Here is a 17,555-nt window from a genome sequence, read left to right on the forward strand (position 1 = left end):
TCTTCGGACGTTCCGGGGACATATGGGGCGTTAGCTCAGCTGGGAGAGCACCTGCTTTGCAAGCAGGGGGTCATCGGTTCGATCCCGATACGCTCCACCAAACTTCGTTTGGCTCCACGTATCGATTTGCGGTTTGCATCCCTTCGGGATGGCACGCTCCGCCAACCGTCGGTTGGCATCCTTTCCCCAGGTTCTGACACTCAGGTTTGATTTGACCATCAAGCGCATTCCGGTGCGTTTGATCGTCCAATCGGACGAATTGACATCGTTTAGAGAGAATACACGAGACGTAAGTCAACTTACGTTGCTCTTCCTTCGGGAGGGGTAGTGACTGGCCTTGAATGGCCGAGGTAACGCTATGGGACGACCAATCCCTTGCCGCGCCGTCACCGGGACCACAGGCAGTGCGCCTGCAGGCCGACGATAAGAGATTTACAGTCTTTCCAAGTCAAGAACACTAACCTGTCGATCTTCGGATCGACATGCTTTCGGAGAGATCCGAAAGCGGGAAGTGCATGCTTTTGACACCGGAAGAAGCCTGTCTTCTTCTGGATCAAATCAAGCGCGAGAAGGGCGTTTGGTGAATGCCTTGGCAGTAAGAGGCGATGAAGGACGTGATACTCTGCGATAAGTCGTGGCGAGCTGAGAATAAGCTTTGACCCACGAATTTCCGAATGGGGCAACCCACCTGACACTCAGTTATTGTTAGCCTTGCTATCAATAACCGGGTGAACCAGGTACTTTTAGGCTGAATACATAGGCTTAAAAGAGCAAACCCGGGGAACTGAAACATCTAAGTACCCGGAGGAAAGGAAATCAACAGATACTCCCCTAGTAGCGGCGAGCGAACGGGGACCAGCCGAGCCTTGAGAGTGACTGGAACTGGTTGGAAAGCCAGACCATAGCGGGTGACAGTCCCGTACAGGAAGCTCGATAGGACGTATTAAGTAGGGCGGGACACGTGAAATCCTGTCTGAACATGGGGGGACCACCCTCTAAGGCTAAGTACTCCTTACTGACCGATAGTGAACCAGTACCGTGAGGGAAAGGTGAAAAGCACCCCGACGAGGGGAGTGAAACAGTTTCTGAAACCGGACGCCTACAAGCAGTCGGAGGAGCCTCGAGCTCTGACGGCGTACCTTTTGTATAATGGGTCATCGACTTGGTCTCACGAGCAAGCTTAAGCCGATAGGTGTAGGCGCAGCGAAAGCGAGTCTTAATAGGGCGCATGAGTTCGTGGGATCAGACCCGAAACCGAGTGATCTAGGCATGGCCAGGTTGAAGGTAAGGTAACACTTACTGGAGGACCGAACCCACACCTGTTGAAAAAGGTCGGGATGAGCTGTGCCTAGGGGTGAAAGGCCAATCAAACTCGGAGATAGCTGGTTCTCCGCGAAATCTATTTAGGTAGAGCGTCGCACGAATACCCCGGGGGGTAGAGCACTGGATGGGTAATGGGGCCCCACAGGCTTACTGATCCTAACCAAACTCCGAATACCCGGGAGTACTATGCGGCAGACACACGGCGGGTGCTAACGCCCGTCGTGGAGAGGGAAACAACCCTGACCAACAGCTAAGGCCCCCAATTCGTGGCTAAGTGGGAAAGCATGTGGGACGACCAAAACAACCAGGAGGTTGGCTTAGAAGCAGCCATCCTTTAAAGATAGCGTAACAGCTCACTGGTCTAAATAAGTTGTCCTGCGGCGAAGATGTAACGGGGCTCAAGCCACGAGCCGAAGCTTTGGATATGCGTAGCATATGGTAGCGGAGCGTAGTGTGACATAGTTCCATGTGTCCTTGCCCACTTCGGTGGGATTGGACACAAGGAGCTTTCTGTGAAGCCGGCCTGTGAGGGATCCGGTGGAGAGATCACTAGTGAGAATGATGACATGAGTAGCGACAAACAGGGTGAGAGACCCTGTCGCCGAAAGTCCAAGGGTTCCTGCTTAAAGCTAATCTGAGCAGGGTAAGCCGACCCCTAAGGCGAGGCCGAAAGGCGTAGTCGATGGGAACCAGGTTAATATTCCTGGGCCAGGAGGATGTGACGGATCCCGAGGGTAGTTATCTCTTATCGGATTGAGATGGCTGCTTAGGGGTTCCTGGAAATAGCCCTCCGTTAGATCGTACCCTAAACCGACACAGGTGGACTGGTAGAGAATACCAAGGCGCTTGAGAGAACCACATTTAAGGAACTCGGCAAAATACCTCCGTAAGTTCGCGAGAAGGAGGCCCCGTTAGGACGCAAGTCTTGGCGGGGGGCACAAACCAGGGGGTGGCGACTGTTTACTAAAAACACAGGGCTCTGCGAAGTCGCAAGACGACGTATAGGGTCTGACGCCTGCCCGGTGCCGGAAGGTTAAAAGGAGGTGTGCAAGCACCGAATTGAAGCCCCGGTAAACGGCGGCCGTAACTATAACGGTCCTAAGGTAGCGAAATTCCTTGTCGGGTAAGTTCCGACCTGCACGAATGGCGTAACGACTTCCCCGCTGTCTCAAATGTGGACTCAGCGAAATTGAATTGCCTGTCAAGATGCAGGCTTCCCGCGGTTAGACGGAAAGACCCCGTGCACCTTTACTACAGCTTCACACTGGCATTAGGTCAGCGATGTGCAGGATAGGTGGTAGGCTTTGAAGCAGGGACGCCAGTCTCTGTGGAGCCTCCCTTGAGATACCACCCTTCGCTCGCTTGATGTCTAACCGCGGTCCGTTATCCGGATCCGGGACCCTGTGTGGCGGGTAGTTTGACTGGGGCGGTCGCCTCCTAAAGAGTAACGGAGGCGCGCGAAGGTTGGCTCAGAGCGGTCGGAAATCGCTCGTTGAGTGCAATGGCAGAAGCCAGCCTGACTGCGAGACTGACAAGTCGAGCAGAGTCGAAAGACGGCCATAGTGATCCGGTGGTCCCGAGTGGAAGGGCCATCGCTCAACGGATAAAAGGTACGCCGGGGATAACAGGCTGATGGTGCCCAAGAGTCCATATCGACGGCACCGTTTGGCACCTCGATGTCGGCTCATCTCATCCTGGGGCTGGAGCAGGTCCCAAGGGTACGGCTGTTCGCCGTTTAAAGAGGTACGTGAGCTGGGTTTAGAACGTCGTGAGACAGTTCGGTCCCTATCTGCCGTGGGTGTAGGAGACTTGATGGGAGTTGCCCCTAGTACGAGAGGACCGGGGTGAACGATCCACTGGTGGACCAGTTGTCGTGCCAACGGCAGTGCTGGGTAGCTATGATCGGAAAGGATAACCGCTGAAGGCATCTAAGCGGGAAGCCCCCCCAGAAACAAGGTCTCCCTGAGGGCCGTGGTAGACCACCACGTCGATAGGCCGGAGGTGTAAGCGCAGCAATGTGCTCAGCTGACCGGTACTAATTGCCCGATAGGCTTGATTTGATCCAGTAGAAGCCAGGTAAGGCTTCGGAACAAAGTCAAAAGCATGACTTGGAAATCTCGTGTTCCTTTCTCGGTTTGGTGGTCATAGCGCGAGCAAAACACCCGATCCCATCCCGAACTCGGCAGTTAAGTGCCGTCGCGCCGATGGTACTGCGTCTCAAGACGTGGGAGAGTAGGTCACCGCCAAACCTAGTAAGGAACACGAAACGTATTCTCTCAAACGATGCCAGCCCCATATACCATCACCAAAATGGGGCAGCGCTAAATGGCGCGGGATGGAGCAGCCCGGTAGCTCGTCAGGCTCATAACCTGAAGGTCGTAGGTTCAAATCCTACTCCCGCAACCAACTTTCCCTAGTAAAAACACTGACTTACGTCTGGGGCGTGCCTCGCCGCCCAAACTGCCTCGCGGCCGGTGCTACGGCGGTGCTGCGCTTAAGCGCGGCCTGTCGAGCTTGTGCTGCTATCGGAAGTCTTCTCAGACTGCTCCTCTTGAGATCCAGAGGTCGATGGGAAGTAGGTCGGGGGCTATGTCGCGCGTGCGCAGCTTCCTAGCCACATTTGAGCGGACTTGGTGCCGGCTTCCCTCTGCGAGGTTCTAGCTGCCGCAAGAGGTCTGTGCCGCGCCCTTTGGAGCCTGGCAGTCAGAGCAGTGGCCGGAGATCCTGGGCTGGAAGAAATGGGCGGAGAGCAGCCGTTCGCTGCGCGGATCATGAGTGGCAGCAACGGGCAAATTGCGAACGATGAATAACGTTTTACCAAACCGGCTATTGGCGAAAGTCAGACTCATAGGCTTGAAGTCCGTCATCTACTGTTCCCAACTCGGGCATGATTGACCCGATAATCTAGATAGCCAAAAATTCCCGAGACCGCCGCCAGAGCGATAACTGAAAGCCAAAAAACCTCGATCCTTTGTTCACCCTGCGCCTCAATATCCAAGAACGGAAGACTGGGATCGAACCCACTAATGGTAAGGTTGTAGTTCAGCGCACCAAGGCCAACATAAGCAATCAATGCCATTCCGGCAGCAATAGAGACCTTCCGGTACAAGTATTGTGGATTGCCAAGCATGATGATGACAAACCCTACAATTCCAGCAGAAGTGCTGCAAATCACGCCATAGAGTAATGCCGATCCCGCCAGCCAAGCAAAAATTCCTGCTGCAATCGCGCAAGCAACGCCAACCACTCCACTTATCGCCGACCATGACCAGCCCTTGTTCTCAGTCTTTTCACCGAGCTGGCTGATCTTCTTTCGTGACAAATCGTCTATTGCGTTGTTCAGGTTCGCGTTGAACGACTCAAAATCGCTCATAAGCATGCGGAAGTCGCCGCCGCTGATAGCGAGCGCGGACAACGACTGAGAGACGACAACTACGTCAGCCGTTCTGGCTTGACCGGCTCGCTTTGCGGCCATCTCTCCTACGCTGTAAGGAGCATTTCGATAATCGATGTGCCTTCCGTTGATCCGCACATCGACACTGCCCGAGACCATGAAGTAGACGCAATCATCCGTCCCGCCTTGCTCGATGATCCTCTCGCCCTTCGCAAAGCTCACGGGCTTGGCTTTCTGCAGGATGCGTTTAGCTATGTCACGGTTTCCACACACCAATTCATTGTTGAGCAGCGTTGCCAATAGGCGCTCGGACGCTTCCGAGTCATGCTCTTGAGCATCGCGCGATGGAGGTAATCCATTATCTAATTTCTTCGGTTCAAACACTTTTCTATTTCTTTCAAGTTCACAATATTGAGCGAGAAGCTGCTCACATTCCGGATCATACCATCTTTCTTTTCGTGCGGATTAAAGCCGTAGAATCGAAGATAGTAGAACAGCATCGCCTGGCGCACATTAACCTCAAGCTCTCCACCCTGCATATCATACTCGATCTCAAGGCGGCTGCGTTGTCTCTCGCTTAAGGAAGGGTCAGGTCGTAAACGCAGGCAAACAATTGTTGACCACTCTTTGTCTTCGGGTAAGTCTCTCGCGCGGTCCTCTTTGGCCTTGATCGTTTCGATCCTGGACAGCACAAAATCAGAGTGCCGATCTTTATCTTCATCGTAGGCGCGCATATGCCAGCGGTGACCATCGCTCGCAATTGCATGCGGATATAAGCAGCGGGGACTCTCCGATTCGGAACTGAGCGAGACATACATCACTTCGAGGCAATGGCGGTCTCGTATTGCGCGAAGGACTGTTTTCAGCGCTTTGGGGTCTGTGTTTCTGGAGGACGCAGCAACCGCATCGAATGCCGGAATGCTGGCCGGCCATATCTCGTCAGCGTCGCGGTAGCCGTGATGCAGCATCTCCAGATGATGAAGGTACTCTTTGGCCTCCCCCTTGATGAACGCGGGGCGGAAGTTGGACCGAGCCACATATGTCCGCTGGCGCGGATCGTAGGACATATTCTTTGGTGCCAGGTCGAGGTAGGACGTGAGGTCCAGGGTCGCCTGCTGCAGAGATATCTCGAATTTGTCCTTGAGAAGCTTCCGCCCGATCGTGCCGTCCCACATCAACTGGAACTCTATGAATTCATAGCGTTTTCGCTGGCCTGGCTTGATGTTGTCGTGCTTCATGGCGCTCCTGTCCTCCCTCCCAGGGACTAGCATATTGACAAATGATAAGATAGTCCTAAAATATGGGATTACAGCAGAAACTAGAATCGGCGCGGCGGGTCATCCGGTGGCGCAGAAAGGAAGACCACGATGGCCTGGAACGAGGCAACAGCGCTTGCGCGCATCTACAAGCTCAAGGGGGAGGCGCCGAACTTTGATGTTCAGCGCTTCGAAGACTATTTCCGCCTCTATCAGGCGGACATGGCTATGCGCGCAGCGCAAAAGCAGCCCTCCACGCCGCCGCTGTTCAGCTTGCCGAGGAGCAAGGCCGTGGTGGTGGACACCGTCCAGATTTACGTCGGGATCACCAACTACGACGAGTTCCGGCTTGAGGAAGGCCGCGAGACGGAAGCCTCGCATGAGCGGGCCATGCGGCTGCTACACCTCTACTATAGCGCGGCGGACCGGGCGATTGAGACATCAGCAGCGCAGCGCGTCGACTTCCACAACGGACGCGTTCATGCGGTCGTCCTGGAGCCTGGAAAACAGGGCGTTACCCGCGATACACTGGCACAGGCCTTCGCATTTATCGAAGATTTCCAGCGGGTGGCAGACGCGGCGAACCGGGAGCTTGCCAAAAGTGAGTTCAGCGCGCGCTTCCGGATCGGTGTGGACGTCGGCACCTGCGTTGCCATCAACAACGGCACAGGTTGCGAACAAGAACCGATGTTCCTTGGCAGCGCTGCCAATCACGCCGCGAAGCTGGCTTTTGGCAAGGAGCCTGGCGTCTATGTATCCGACAGGGTGCGCGCCCTCTTGAAGCTTCAAGAGGTTGGCCTCAGCAACGAGTTCGTAAGGCTGTCGGACGCAGATATTGCCCTCAATACCGCTCGGCAAGATGCGAGCGGGCGCATGGTGTTCGGTGTCCAGGATCGTCAAGTCTATACTCAAGACGTTGTTGCTAGCTGGAAGGAGGAAATCCGCCGCGGAGAATTTCCGGATTTCACCGATCCGAGTTTCAGCTTCTCCTACAGGGAGCCTCCACTCAGCAAGATCGACTACTCTGAGCTTTCTCCGAGCCGTTCGATCAGAATGCCCTTGGTCTCCATGTATGCCGACCTTTCGGGATATACCGACTACATCGACCGTGCGGTCGCCTCCGGGGGCATCCGTGACGCTGTTCGGGCGCTTCATGTTATCCGGTCAGAATTTCAGAACGTCGTCGAGAAAGACTTTGGCGGCAGAAAAGTCAGGTTCATTGGGGACTGCATTCATGCGCTTCTGGCTGAGGGAAGCCGTACCGAGACTGATAAGCGCCAAAGCGTTTCGACGGCCACGCAGTGTGCTGGCGGTCTGCACTCGTCCTTCGGACTGTGCAAACGTGTTCTCGGAAATCTTGAGAGTCTCGGCTTGGCCATCGGATTGGAGCTTGGGCCGACACCGATTTCGCGCATCGGTATTCGCGGAGATCGGTCGGTCCGTGTGGCGTCCAGCATCGCTACCACGCGTTCGGAGCAGCTGCAGCGCGATTGCGAGGATAGCGGCGTCAAGCTTGGACCTCGCGCTCTGCGCGTCGCCCCAGTGGCGCTTGAAGACCTTCTCGACCAAGAAGGATATGCCGCCAGCCTGGACTACGATGATGTAGCGGTCTGCCTTTCGGTCGCTCCGGCGGCAGTAGCCAGCCCGAATTATGCGAGGGCTCACGTTCCCAGTCACGTCCCTCAGCCTCGGGCGCACTTCAAGCTGAAATGAATGCCGTCCAGCAACTGCTGCAGAGCGTACCAGAATGGGTGAGCATCAGGGAAAGGGGGCGAGAGACGGCAACCGTGCTGGCCTCGCCGCCCGGCGTCGGCGGCTCATTTCCTGGCGGGTTTTGGCTGAGGCTTGAAGTATCTGTGCATAACGGCGTCGCCGTCAGTGAGGTGCAGGACCAACGTCAGCTCCCTGACTTTTGTCTGGAACGACACATCAATCCTGACAGCACGTTTTGCGTGTTCTTTCGCTCAGAGTATCCTCTGGAGGACGCAGAAGCCGCAAAGACGTGGTGGTCTTACCTCGCGGTTTATCTTGCAAATCAAGTCTATGCCAAGAAGCGAGGCATTTGGCCGTTAGGATCAGGTCTAAGCCACGCCGATGCAGCGCATATTCAGGTCAAGATGGAAGCGCTAGCGGAACCACTCGGGTGGAAGGATGATCTATGGCGGGCGATGTTTCGAGGCAAAGGGTGGCTGGCTGAGCGGCTGCCTCGCATTTCTAAGCAGCGCGACAGGGTTGTTAATGCGCGTAGTCCGTGCCCGCGCGGCTGCACTTGGAAGCACAAACTGCTTCGGAAAAACTCCTGCCAGGTATCTTATTGCGAACCTGGCTGCAATCGAGCGCACAAGCCCATCCTGCGAGCGGAATGCCCCAATCAACTGGTCATTGAGCACCTAATACTCTATGAGCATGAGCGGCAATGTATAGAAGCTCGAATAATCGATACATTGAGAGCAAGAGATCGAATTTGTTGCGGCACGATGAAGCGCTGCGCACTTAAGTCAAACTGAGTTTCTAGGATGCTCCAGCTGGCAGTGTCCCGCTTATCGAGCGCTTGCGATGACCTCAATGCTTCACTCGATTGCGAAACAATGGTCTCGTGATAAGAATCTAATCCATTGGGTCGATATCCTTGATGTCTGCTTTCGGAGTGCTGCAATGCAGCACTCGGAGTATTGCTGAACGGCAGCTTTGGGCCGTTCAAGACTTCGAGACTGCTCTGGCATCTCCACCGTCCGCTTGGAATTGAAGAAGCGGGGGAGCAAATAGCAATCGGTGCTGAAGCTGCGACTTTAGCCGATCTAGGTTAGTTGCGCGTGGCAATGCCGAGGGACGGGTTCATGCTCAGAACAGCGTTCGAGCAGAGCGAAGGCAACGGCTGCTAGAGAATGTTTCATACGCGTTATTATGCCGTCCGCCCTGTCCGCCGCTGTCCGCCGCCTTGTTCAACAGGGGTTGAGGGCGGACAGGGGCGGACAGGGCGGACAGCGGTTAGGCTTGTTTCACCTCGATAAGGCGGCGGCGGTCTTTGCCGCTGCGGGTATGGGTGACGCTGATCCCGTAGGAGCGTAGCAGCGGCGCGACGCGGCGGAGCTCTGTGCCGAAGGGCGCGGGCTGGCGCGGAAAGGCGTCGCTGCCCTCGGTGAGAGCAGGGTAGCGCTTGCGCAGATGCGCGATGAGATCCGCGGCTGTTCCCTGCCATTCTCCGGCGCTCTGGGCCATCGTTAGGATCGCGCTGGCGACGGGGTTGCTCTCAACCGCCGCTTCCTCGGCTTCCCGCCGGTTCGCGCCGTAGGTCCGCAGAAACGCCCCGTGAGTCCAGCCAAGCGTTTCTTCGGCCGCAGACACCCATTTTGCGAAGTCGGCCATTCTCGGGCGCTCTGAGAGCCTCACAGAGGGTAATGCGGACAAAGCCCCCGATGCCGCCGTCAGCAGCGCGCCCAGAATCGAAGGCCGCGCGGCCTCGAAGCGCTGCCAGAACTCCGCCTCGTATTCCCGCCTGGTCTCCGAGATCACCGGCAGGTTGAGCGTGATGGCCCGGTCGGCCAGGTCCGGCCGCTCTGCGAGCTCCGGGATCCCGTTGAGGATGATCGGCCGCGTCGCCTTGAAGAGCACCTCGTCCGCGTCGCTGTGGAGCTTGCGAGTGGCAAAGCCGCCGCCGGTGGCGAGCCGGCAGAGCGCGTCCGCCATGGCGGGCTTGATCCGCGACAGGTTGTCGAAGGCCAGCACATGCCCGTTCTGCGCCGCGATCATCAGATCCCGCTCGTCCCCGGGGAAGCTGCGGCTGTCGAGCTCCGCCGGATCGATCAGCCGGCGCAGAACCTTGGCGGTGGTGCTCTTGGCGCTGCCTTGCTCGCCGGTGAGGATCAGGAGCGGGTAGGGGCCTTGGGAGCGCAGCGCGCCCAGAAGCCACGCCACGATCAGTCGGAAGTCGTCATCGCTCCTGACGTTCACGAAGGGGCGCAGCTGGTCGAGGCCGCCACCTTGCCGAACCGGCTGGGGCAGGGCGGCCATGCCGGGAGACCGGCGGAAGCGCGGCGTGCCCATCGGCGCCTGGCGCCAGCCTGTGGCGTCCACTTGGATCACCGACCAGTCGGGTCCGCCCAGGTCCAGCGCGAAGCCCTCCTCCGTTTCGCCCAGGCGCAGGAAGACCGGATGCGCCTCCCCCTCGAAGAGCGCCTGGCCGACATACTGCCGCGCCAGGTCTTCGAGCTTGGCGGCGGACGGAGTCTTTCCCGTCGCCTGATAATGCTCATAGGCCAGGAGCCGCCGGAAGGCGCCGCTGTCGAGCGCGAAGGTTTCTTTGTGCGCCCCACGCCGTATAGTGGCGAAGGGGGTCTTGTCCGGGCTATGCCAGAGCTCGGCCTCCACGAAGAGGGGCGCCTCGCCGGGATCCTCAGCGGGCTGGCTATCCCTAGGAATTGTCCGCTCCTCCCCTAGGGTATGGGCGATAAGGCGGTTCACCTCCGCCGTGCCCCAGCCGGTCGCGATGGCATCGGCGGCGTCCCAGCCTACCTCTATAGGGATCTCGCCTCCCGTCCCTATGGCCGTATCCGCTATCCCTATAGGGGCAGGACCCTCCTCTGCGCCTGTAGAGGTGCCGCCTATCCCTATAGGGGTATCCGGGGCGGCAGCAGCCCCTCTGCTCCCCCTATAGGGGGATATCCCCTGTAGGAACGTCTCCGAGATCGGCGCGATGGCCACCCGGGTACCGTATCCCCCATAGAGGGCCCCCGCGATGGCGTCCGCGTAGTTCCGCCCCGGCGCATCATGATCCGGCCAGATCACCACCCGCCGCCCCCGGAGAGGCGCGAGGTCGGTCTTCCGGCTCGCATTCGCCCCGCCGAAGGTGGTGGTGGCGACATAGCCCAGCTCCGCCAGAGCATCGGCGCATTTCTCGCCCTCGGTCACGATCACCACCCGCTCTGGAGAGGCCGCCAGCAATTCCGGCAGCCGGTAGAGGGGGCGCTTCTCCGGCGCCGTCCAGCTTTGGCTCTCCACCGTGTAGGGGATGAAGAACTTGCCCCCGCCGCGCTCGTAGCGGTTGGCGATCATCACCAGCTCGCCAGCCGCATCCCGGTAAAGGTGCTGGCGCGTGGGTGCGCCAGCTTTGGGGTGTCGCAGGGCCTGCACTGCCTCAGGTGTCATTGCTGCCCCCATTCCTGGCTGAGCGCCCGGGCGGCGGCGCCCTGGCTGATGCCGTTGAGATAGGCATAAAGGCTCACCGGATCGCCCCCGGTATCGCCAGTGGCGAAGTCGGCCCAGCGGCCGTTGACCACGTTGATCTTGAATGAGCCGGCGCGGCGGTCGGCCCGGCGCGGGTTGCGCGCCACCCATTCTTGGCCCCGCAGGCGCCCCTCGGGCAGCCAGGAGGCCAGGAGGCTCGGGTAGCGCGCCAGACAGGCGAGGTTCACGGCAGCGAAGAAGACGCTGCGGGGTTGACGTTGCGCGCTCATAGCTCGGTCACCTCCCGCTCACGCGAGGTCTCGAAGGTCTCCACGTCCGCCAGCCGGTAGCGAACGAGCCGGCCGACTTTGATGTAGGTCAGCGGGTAGCGCTTGGTGCAGCGCCAGGTCGCGAGCGTGGTGGTCGAGACCCCCAGGCGCGCCGCCACGTCCTGGGGCGTGAACAGCGGCTCGGGTTTTGGGATATTCTTCAGCATTTACAGCTCCTTTCAGCTGATTTGGTTAATGCTGAAAGGATCGCAGACAGCTGCAGCCATCTGCCATTGCTGTGTCGAGCCGCCTTTTCCGCCCCATAGGAAAAAGTTGGTCTCTAATCGCTACGGAAACAACCTATGGTTGCTTTCGAATGTTCTCGATAGCTGTTCCTGCCAAGCTCGATGCTATTGTGCTGTCGAGGCGTGTCACGATCTCGAATAGAGCCTCTGCGGGTTTGCTGTCATAGCCGCCGATCTCGTGGCGATAGCGGCCGCGGATGTACGGGATCTCAGAATAGCGCTCCCAGAGGGGGCGGAAGGCACGTGCTGCCTCTTCGAGGGCATGATTTTTCGGCGTTAGTTTCTTGGGCTTGCTGTTTATCGTCTCGACGAACTCCAAAGCCCGCGCCCGCACCTCTTCTTCCTCTTCGTGCTCACCCGGGAGTGGGATGAGCTGTTCCACAGCCGCTTCGAGCGCTGAGGCAAGCTGGTGAAGTGCCTCGAGCTGCGTCTTTGGGCCAGATTGGGAGATGGCGGCGCGATATGCTTGCTGAGCAGCAGAGAGGTGATCGCTTCTCGCCACGTAGTCCGCCAGACTGGAGGTGAGCCCTCGACTTGCCAGATCGCTCTTGCTGAGTTGTCGCAGTGATTCAGCCAATCGTCTGGCCCCGAGACCGGCGCCGATGAAATGAACACCGGAAAACTTGAGCAACCGATCTTTGCCAGAAAGCTTTAGCCATTTACCTTTCACGAACGCCTTCCCGGTTTCAATGACGCCCCTAAGAAGTTCGATCTGGTCGGGTTCACGGTCGAAGCGCTGTGCAAATTGTTCGAGGAACTCCGTAGAGTAGATCGCACAGAGATCAACCGATAGGTCTTTGCTGTGGAGCAACCGCTGCCAAGGTTCACTCGCCTGCTTCGTTTTTCGGCCCATCTGTTGTTGCTCCCGCATAGCCAAGCATCGCCTCGGTGGCCTTGTTCACAGAGTCTCGAACGGGATCAAGGTTGAGCCGGGCATAGATGGCGGTGGATTGCTGGCTGCGGTGACCCAGGGACTTGCCGATGATGTAGCTGTTAGCGCCGGTGGCGGCCTGCCAACTGCCCAGGGTGCGGCGCAGATCGTGGATTCGTAAATCGCTGATCCCCGCCTCCTTCAGGATGCGCGCCCAGGCCTTCTTGGGGTCCGCCAGGTGCCCCTTGGCGCCGCTGCCGGGAAAGACCCAGGGGCTCAGCGAGTGCAGCTTGCGCTCCTTGAGGATCTCCAGCGCTTGGGGCGAGAGATGTACGATCTGCGGCTCGTCGTTCTTGGTCTGAGGAATGCGCCAGGTCGCATCGCGGAAGTTGATCTCGTCCCAGCGCATTGCCAGCGTGTTCGACTTCCGCGCACCGGTCAGCAGCGAGATCATGAAGAAGTCGCGCGCCGCCTCGTTGGGCTCGCTCGCCAGGGCCGCGAAGAACCGCGGCAGCTCCTCGGGCTGCAGGAACCGGTCGCGGCTCCTCTCGCGGAACTTCTTGATGCCAGTGGCCGGGTTCTGCCCCTCCCAGCCCCAGTCGGCAGCCTTATTGAAGATCGAGCGGATCCGCTCCAACAGCCGGTTGGCCTGGTAGATCCCGCTCTCCTTGCCGATCTTGGCATGCAGCCGCTCCACCTCCGGCTTCTCGATGCTGGAGATCTTGCGCTTGAACCAGTGGCTGAGAAACTTCTTCACCTCGCGCTCGTCATAGGCCCAGGAGCGCTTATGCACTTTCGAGTGCTTCTCTAGGTACTCGGTGAAGAGCGCGCCGAAGGTCATCTCGTCCCGCACCGCCCGCTTGGCCTTCTGCGGGTTCTGTCCCATCGCGATCTCGCCCTTGGCCTTTGCCGCCAGCCGCCGCGCGTTCTCCACGGTCAGGTCGGGGAACTTGCCCAGCCCCAGGCGCTCGGGCCGGCCGTCGATCCGCTTGTAGAGGTAGAAGGTCTTGCTGCCGGCCGCCGTCACCGCCAGCACCAGCCCCCGCTCCTTGGTGTCGTAGTAGTAATCGCGCTTGCCCTTGGGCGCCGGCTCAGCGGCGGTGAGCGCCGCCTTGGTAAAGTTGATCTCTCTGCTCGCCACGTCTCTCCCCCTTTGCCTCACAGTACAACGATGGTGCTACACCGGTGCTACGCTGGAGCGCGAAAATGGGCAAGATGAAGATGCTTCGAGCAATCTCGAAGCGACGCTAAATGCCATGTATGGCTGGATTAAGGGGCAAGCGGCGAACTGCAGCAAAATACGGGCCGTGAGACTCATAACCTGAAGGTCGTAGGTTCAAATCCTACTCCCGCAACCAACTTCCGCGAAAATATTGCCCCGCACGGCGTCGAGATCCCTCGGCGCCGATTTGCGTAGCATCTCCAGCAGGTTGCCCGACACCTCCAGACGATGGCCCGCAGCCGCGTCGTCCCAGTGGACATCGACACGCTCGACAAGCTCGTGCAACTCGTCGGCCGCGCGACCGGCAACGGCCTCGTCGGAGAGCGCCGCGGCCAGGTTGCCGACCATCTCCCGGTAAAGCTCGGGCAGGTTGCCGGGCAGCTCGACCGTAGGCGGCACGATCTGGCCGCGCTTGCCCTTCATCTCCTTCAGCTCCGCGTCGACGGCATTCAGCCGCTCGACGATAGCCGCCGCGAAATCGCCGGTCTCCACGGCTTGCAGGAGGTTGCGATGCCTGGTCTCCAAGTCCCGGACCCGGGCGTCGTGGAGCCGCAGCGTGTCCTCTGCCGCGCCCTGGCTCTGAACGAGGTGCTTGCGGAAGCTCTCCCGGAAGGCCGCGTAGGCCTGGGGATGCATCAGCTCGCTGCGCAGGGCCGAGAGCACCAGCTCGGAGGCGCGCGCCTCCTTGAGGCCGCGGAACCCCTCGCAGACGCTCTTGCCCTTCTCCTTCGCATCAGCGCAGTAGTAGGCCTTGTATCGACCGCTGCCGGCGACGGTCATCTTGCCGCCGCACAGACCGCAGTGCAGCAGTCCCGACAGCAGATATTTGCGCCGGCGCAGCGACTGCCCGGAGGACAGGTGGTGGGGGTCGGTGCTGGCGACTTTCGAGCGGCGCTTCGCCTGGCTCTCCTGCCGCGCCTTCACCGTATCCCAGAGTTCCTGGTCCACGATCCGCAGCTCGGGCACCTCGACCCGGCGCCATTCGCTTTCGGGGTTCAGCGTCGAGCGGCGCTTCTCGGTCTGGTAATCCTTGCCGTAGGACAGCCGGTTCCAGACCCGCCGGCCGATGTAGAGCTCGTTGTTCAGGATGCCCGTTCCCCGGGCCCGGTTGCCGTTGATCGTGTTCTGCTTCCAGTGCCCCGAGGAAGCCCGCTCCGTGCCGACGGAGGGGGAGGGGATGCCGTCATCGTTCAGGGCGCTGGCGATGGCAATCGGTGAACGACCTGCCGCGTAGTCGCGGAAGATGCGGCGCACCACGGCGGCCTCGATGCCGTCGATCGCGAGCGCGCCCTTGATCGGCGCTCCCCGTTCGTCGGTGCCCTGCGTGTAGCCATAGACGCGTCCGCCACCGCTGAAGCCCTTCGCCACGCGCCCTTCCAAGCCGCGGCGTGTCTTGTCGGCGAGATCCTCCAGGAAGATGGCATTCATAGTCGACGACAGGCCGAGGGTCATCGCGTCGATCCTGCCGCGCGCGGGCGTGTAGATATCTACCTTTGACTGTCTGGCAGCCTTGTAGAAGCGCGCCGCGTGCTCCTGGTCGCGCGACAGGCGATCCAGAGACTCGGCGAGGACGACCTCGAAGGCCTTCGAGGGTAGGGCGTCGGAGAGCTCCTGGAAGCCGGGACGGCTCAGGCTCATCGAGCCGCTGATGGCGCTGTCGGAGAACCGCGCCACGACGATCCAGCCGCGCTGCTGTGCGTAGCGCTCGACGATGCGATACTGATCCTCGATCGACATCGGGTTCTGCATGTCGGTCGAGTAGCGGGCATAGAGCGCGACGCGGCGTGAGGTTTTGCGGGATGGGGTCATTGGCGGGTATCCTGGGCGGTGCAGAGGCCGTCGTCGCCGACCGCGCGGGCGTGGTCGGCCTCCTTTAGAAGTAGTTCGAAATTGACCGGCTGCTCGACGAGGCACAAGTCCGCTGCGTGCTGCTGGCAGAACCGAGCAAACGAATGAACTCGCTGCGGATCGCGCGAGATGCGCACCAGGTCCGTCGCAATGACAGCCTGCGCCTCGCCGCGTGCAATACGGTCCCGAAGAATCTCCAGGCCCGGAGTGTCGGCGAGCCCGCCGACGCCGTTATCGACGACCACATCGAGGATGCGCCATCCGCGCGCTTCTGCGTAGCCCGTGCAGACACTGCGCTGCTCGGCTATCGCGGCATCACTCGCGCGGGCTGCGCGCAGGTAGAGAAGGGCGTGGGTCTCTGTGCTCATGATCGTATCTCCCTCGGGCTGTGGCGTAGACGGCGCGTCCGGGGGATATATCTGGAAAGATTGCGGAAATGATATGTCCACCGGCGAGATCTCTCGTAGGTTGTCGTCATCGCGTCAGGCGTCGCCTCCTTTGCTTCCCGCTCCTGCGAGAGCTTGCGGACCGCGGCTTCTGCGAGAAGGTCGATCAGTCTGTCGAGGGGCATCGGCGGAGTCCTTTCCTGTCTGGGCAACGAACAACCGGCACGGTGGACGCCCAACCCGACATCCTCGCGCAGCATGGCCGTCAGCGCCCGTGGGGAGACCCGCGGGCGCATCTGCTTTGAGGGTCTGCGAAATCTCCGAAGGGCGGGCCGCATTAGCAGCCAGCGAATTGGGTGGCGCGCCGGCGTCTTCGTAGCAGCGAAGGAGGTGTGAACGTCGCCGGCGCGCCGGCCGGGGGATCCAGTCCCGGCCTCGGGGCCTGTCGGCCCCTCAAGGGACGGCGCCCGCGCGGGGCGCCGCCGGTCTCAGGTGAGGTTGACGATGTCGGCGCTGAGCCGGACCGCCTCGGCGAACTGGACCAGCTGGCTGGTCGCCCTGGCCAGTTCCTCGATCGGCAGCAGGGCCGCCGTGAGCGCCTCGGCTTGCGGACTGAGGACCCGGTAGACGTCATAGGCCTCGCTCGTTCCGATCAGCCGCTCACGGGGGATCGGGACCCTCTTTTCCGAGGTGCCCGCCGCGATGGCCTCGCGCATCTCGGCAAGGGCGATGTCGACGAAGCACAGCAGGTTGATGGCGATGTCATCGTGTTCATCGAGGAAGTCCGCGGTGTCCTGCACCGTCTCACGAGCGTCCGGGTCCAGATGCGGCAGGACCCGCCGCCGCAGGTGCTCGGCCATGCCGTGCCGCATTGCGACGACGATGCGGATCAGCTCGAGCTGCTGGTCGAAGAGCGATCTGGACGAGGCGAAGCTCATGCGCGCACCGCCTTTCCGCCGGGGAATGCGGGGCGCGGCCTGCGCGCCCCCGGCCGGCTCCGGCCCCGGCGGTCGGCGGCGATGTCGCGCTCGGCGTGGATGCGGCCGCGCACGGCGTTCATCGCGGCGAAGGGGCCGCCGTCGAGGCGCCCGAGGACGGGCGAGCCGGTGGCGCGGCAGATGACGAAGCCGCTGTGGCCGAGGGGCACGAGCAGCCGCCGGGCGCCGACGAAGCGCGTGGGCTCGTTCAGTCCCGAGGGAATGTAGTCGGCGCGGCGGCGCACATGCACCTCGTAGCCGATGTTGGACCGCCGCCGCGAGGTGGTGCCGTAGGCCAGGAGCGCGTAGCGCAGATCGCCCCGCTCCTCGATGTCGAGCACGAGGCAGGGGCGCGCCTTGGGGCGGCCGCCGTGCTCCTCCTCGGCGAGGGGGAAGCGGAAGGAGACGATGTCTCCGTAGCGCAGATGATCCTGCCAGGCGGCGGTCATCGCGAGGCTGCTGGGAATGCTGTCGAGCATGGTCGGTGTCCTTCTGTGAGGGGTGTCCGACGCGCCCGCTTCCGTCCCTTCCTATCGGCCGG

14 protein-coding genes, 2 tRNA genes and 2 rRNA genes are annotated in these 17,555 nt (G+C 60.4%); 6 read left to right on the plus strand and 12 right to left on the minus strand.

Going from position 1 to position 17,555, the window contains the following annotated elements; translation table 11 throughout:
• Positions 1-24: 24 nt before the first annotated feature.
• From CLV77_RS00870 to CLV77_RS00885, 4 genes are all read left to right on the plus strand, one after another.
• Positions 25-100: transfer RNA gene (locus CLV77_RS00870), tRNA-Ala, on the plus strand.
• 456 nt (positions 101-556) lie between these two features.
• A 23S ribosomal RNA gene (locus tag CLV77_RS00875) occupies positions 557-3,383 on the plus strand.
• Positions 3,384-3,457: 74 nt separating this feature from the next.
• Positions 3,458-3,572, plus strand: a 5S ribosomal RNA gene (gene rrf, locus CLV77_RS00880).
• Between the two features lie 80 nt (positions 3,573-3,652).
• A tRNA-Met gene (locus CLV77_RS00885) sits at positions 3,653-3,729 on the plus strand.
• Between the two features lie 251 nt (positions 3,730-3,980).
• Here CLV77_RS00885 and CLV77_RS16235 read toward each other — a convergent pair.
• From CLV77_RS16235 to CLV77_RS00895, 3 genes are read right to left on the minus strand one after another with little or no spacing between them, the layout of a single operon-like run.
• The gene (locus CLV77_RS16235; protein ID WP_143815141.1) at positions 3,981-4,190 is read right to left on the minus strand and encodes a hypothetical protein; all 210 of its coding nucleotides are present in this window, start codon (positions 4,188-4,190) and stop codon (positions 3,981-3,983) included.
• Entirely contained in the window at positions 4,187-5,101 is a 915-nt protein-coding gene (locus tag CLV77_RS00890) for a Crp/Fnr family transcriptional regulator (RefSeq protein WP_083707753.1), read from the minus strand. Before CLV77_RS00890 ends, CLV77_RS16235 begins: the two co-directional genes overlap by 4 nt.
• Entirely contained in the window at positions 5,080-5,955 is an 876-nt protein-coding gene (locus CLV77_RS00895; protein ID WP_076979679.1) for a WYL domain-containing protein, read from the minus strand. Before CLV77_RS00895 ends, CLV77_RS00890 begins: the two co-directional genes overlap by 22 nt.
• 129 nt (positions 5,956-6,084) lie before the next feature.
• Between CLV77_RS00895 and CLV77_RS00900 the strand changes: the two genes are divergently transcribed.
• Both CLV77_RS00900 and CLV77_RS16485 read left to right on the plus strand, forming a co-directional pair.
• Complete coding sequence (locus CLV77_RS00900; protein WP_076979678.1) at positions 6,085-7,686, plus strand: nucleotidyl cyclase domain-containing protein; 1,602 nt, start codon at positions 6,085-6,087, stop codon at positions 7,684-7,686.
• A complete protein-coding gene (locus CLV77_RS16485) occupies positions 7,683-8,480 on the plus strand; it encodes an E2 domain-containing protein (protein WP_170043941.1) in 798 nt (265 codons plus the stop codon). The genes CLV77_RS00900 and CLV77_RS16485 overlap by 4 nt, the downstream gene beginning before the upstream one ends.
• Positions 8,481-8,961: 481 nt before the next feature.
• Here CLV77_RS16485 and CLV77_RS16640 read toward each other — a convergent pair whose 3' ends face one another.
• The 9 genes from CLV77_RS16640 to CLV77_RS16240 form a co-directional block, all read right to left on the minus strand.
• Entirely contained in the window at positions 8,962-11,118 is a 2,157-nt protein-coding gene (locus CLV77_RS16640) for a P-loop NTPase family protein (protein ID WP_076979677.1), read from the minus strand.
• Positions 11,115-11,426, minus strand: coding sequence for a hypothetical protein (locus CLV77_RS00910; RefSeq protein WP_076979676.1), 312 nt, complete (start codon positions 11,424-11,426; stop codon positions 11,115-11,117). Before CLV77_RS00910 ends, CLV77_RS16640 begins: the two co-directional genes overlap by 4 nt.
• Positions 11,423-11,632 carry a helix-turn-helix transcriptional regulator gene (locus CLV77_RS00915; RefSeq protein WP_076979675.1) on the minus strand — a complete coding sequence of 70 codons (210 nt, stop codon included), beginning with the start codon at positions 11,630-11,632 and terminating at the stop codon, positions 11,423-11,425. The genes CLV77_RS00910 and CLV77_RS00915 overlap by 4 nt, the downstream gene beginning before the upstream one ends.
• A 133-nt stretch (positions 11,633-11,765) precedes the next feature.
• Positions 11,766-12,563: a hypothetical protein gene (locus tag CLV77_RS00920; protein ID WP_144023379.1), complete on the minus strand. Its 798-nt coding sequence runs from the start codon at positions 12,561-12,563 to the stop codon at positions 11,766-11,768.
• The gene (locus CLV77_RS00925) at positions 12,535-13,722 is read right to left on the minus strand and encodes a tyrosine-type recombinase/integrase (RefSeq protein WP_076979673.1); all 1,188 of its coding nucleotides are present in this window, start codon (positions 13,720-13,722) and stop codon (positions 12,535-12,537) included. The genes CLV77_RS00920 and CLV77_RS00925 overlap by 29 nt, the downstream gene beginning before the upstream one ends.
• Positions 13,723-13,917: 195 nt before the next feature.
• The gene (locus CLV77_RS00930) at positions 13,918-15,612 is read right to left on the minus strand and encodes a recombinase family protein (protein WP_076979672.1); all 1,695 of its coding nucleotides are present in this window, start codon (positions 15,610-15,612) and stop codon (positions 13,918-13,920) included.
• Positions 15,609-16,019 carry a recombinase family protein gene (locus CLV77_RS00935; protein ID WP_076979671.1) on the minus strand — a complete coding sequence of 137 codons (411 nt, stop codon included), beginning with the start codon at positions 16,017-16,019 and terminating at the stop codon, positions 15,609-15,611. The genes CLV77_RS00930 and CLV77_RS00935 overlap by 4 nt, the downstream gene beginning before the upstream one ends.
• A gap of 506 nt (positions 16,020-16,525) precedes the next feature.
• Positions 16,526-16,975 (minus strand): hypothetical protein, encoded by a 450-nt coding sequence (locus CLV77_RS00945; protein ID WP_076979669.1) that lies wholly within the window; start codon positions 16,973-16,975, stop codon positions 16,526-16,528.
• Positions 16,972-17,493 (minus strand): hypothetical protein, encoded by a 522-nt coding sequence (locus CLV77_RS16240; protein WP_076979668.1) that lies wholly within the window; start codon positions 17,491-17,493, stop codon positions 16,972-16,974. The genes CLV77_RS00945 and CLV77_RS16240 overlap by 4 nt, the downstream gene beginning before the upstream one ends.
• Between the last annotated feature and the right edge of the window lie 62 nt (positions 17,494-17,555).

Origin of the sequence: Brevirhabdus pacifica, from assembly GCF_002797755.1 — a bacterium.
GTDB lineage: Bacteria > Pseudomonadota > Alphaproteobacteria > Rhodobacterales > Rhodobacteraceae > Brevirhabdus > Brevirhabdus pacifica.

Bases quoted from the DNA above. Each gene is read 5' to 3' on its own strand.
- CLV77_RS00920 (WP_144023379.1), bottom strand. From the start codon at position 12,563: ATGGGCCGAAAAACGAAGCAGGCGAGTGAACCTTGGCAGCGGTTGCTC.
- CLV77_RS00945 (WP_076979669.1), bottom strand. From the start codon at position 16,975: ATGAGCTTCGCCTCGTCCAGATCGCTCTTCGACCAGCAGCTCGAGCTG.
- CLV77_RS00900 (WP_076979678.1), top strand. From the start codon at position 6,085: ATGGCCTGGAACGAGGCAACAGCGCTTGCGCGCATCTACAAGCTCAAG.
- CLV77_RS16235 (WP_143815141.1), bottom strand. From the start codon at position 4,190: ATGACGGACTTCAAGCCTATGAGTCTGACTTTCGCCAATAGCCGGTTT.
- CLV77_RS00895 (WP_076979679.1), bottom strand. From the start codon at position 5,955: ATGAAGCACGACAACATCAAGCCAGGCCAGCGAAAACGCTATGAATTC.
- CLV77_RS16640 (WP_076979677.1), bottom strand. From the start codon at position 11,118: ATGACACCTGAGGCAGTGCAGGCCCTGCGACACCCCAAAGCTGGCGCA.
- CLV77_RS00935 (WP_076979671.1), bottom strand. From the start codon at position 16,019: ATGAGCACAGAGACCCACGCCCTTCTCTACCTGCGCGCAGCCCGCGCG.
- CLV77_RS00910 (WP_076979676.1), bottom strand. From the start codon at position 11,426: ATGAGCGCGCAACGTCAACCCCGCAGCGTCTTCTTCGCTGCCGTGAAC.
- CLV77_RS00930 (WP_076979672.1), bottom strand. From the start codon at position 15,612: ATGACCCCATCCCGCAAAACCTCACGCCGCGTCGCGCTCTATGCCCGC.
- CLV77_RS16240 (WP_076979668.1), bottom strand. From the start codon at position 17,493: ATGCTCGACAGCATTCCCAGCAGCCTCGCGATGACCGCCGCCTGGCAG.
- CLV77_RS16485 (WP_170043941.1), top strand. From the start codon at position 7,683: ATGAATGCCGTCCAGCAACTGCTGCAGAGCGTACCAGAATGGGTGAGC.
- CLV77_RS00915 (WP_076979675.1), bottom strand. From the start codon at position 11,632: ATGCTGAAGAATATCCCAAAACCCGAGCCGCTGTTCACGCCCCAGGAC.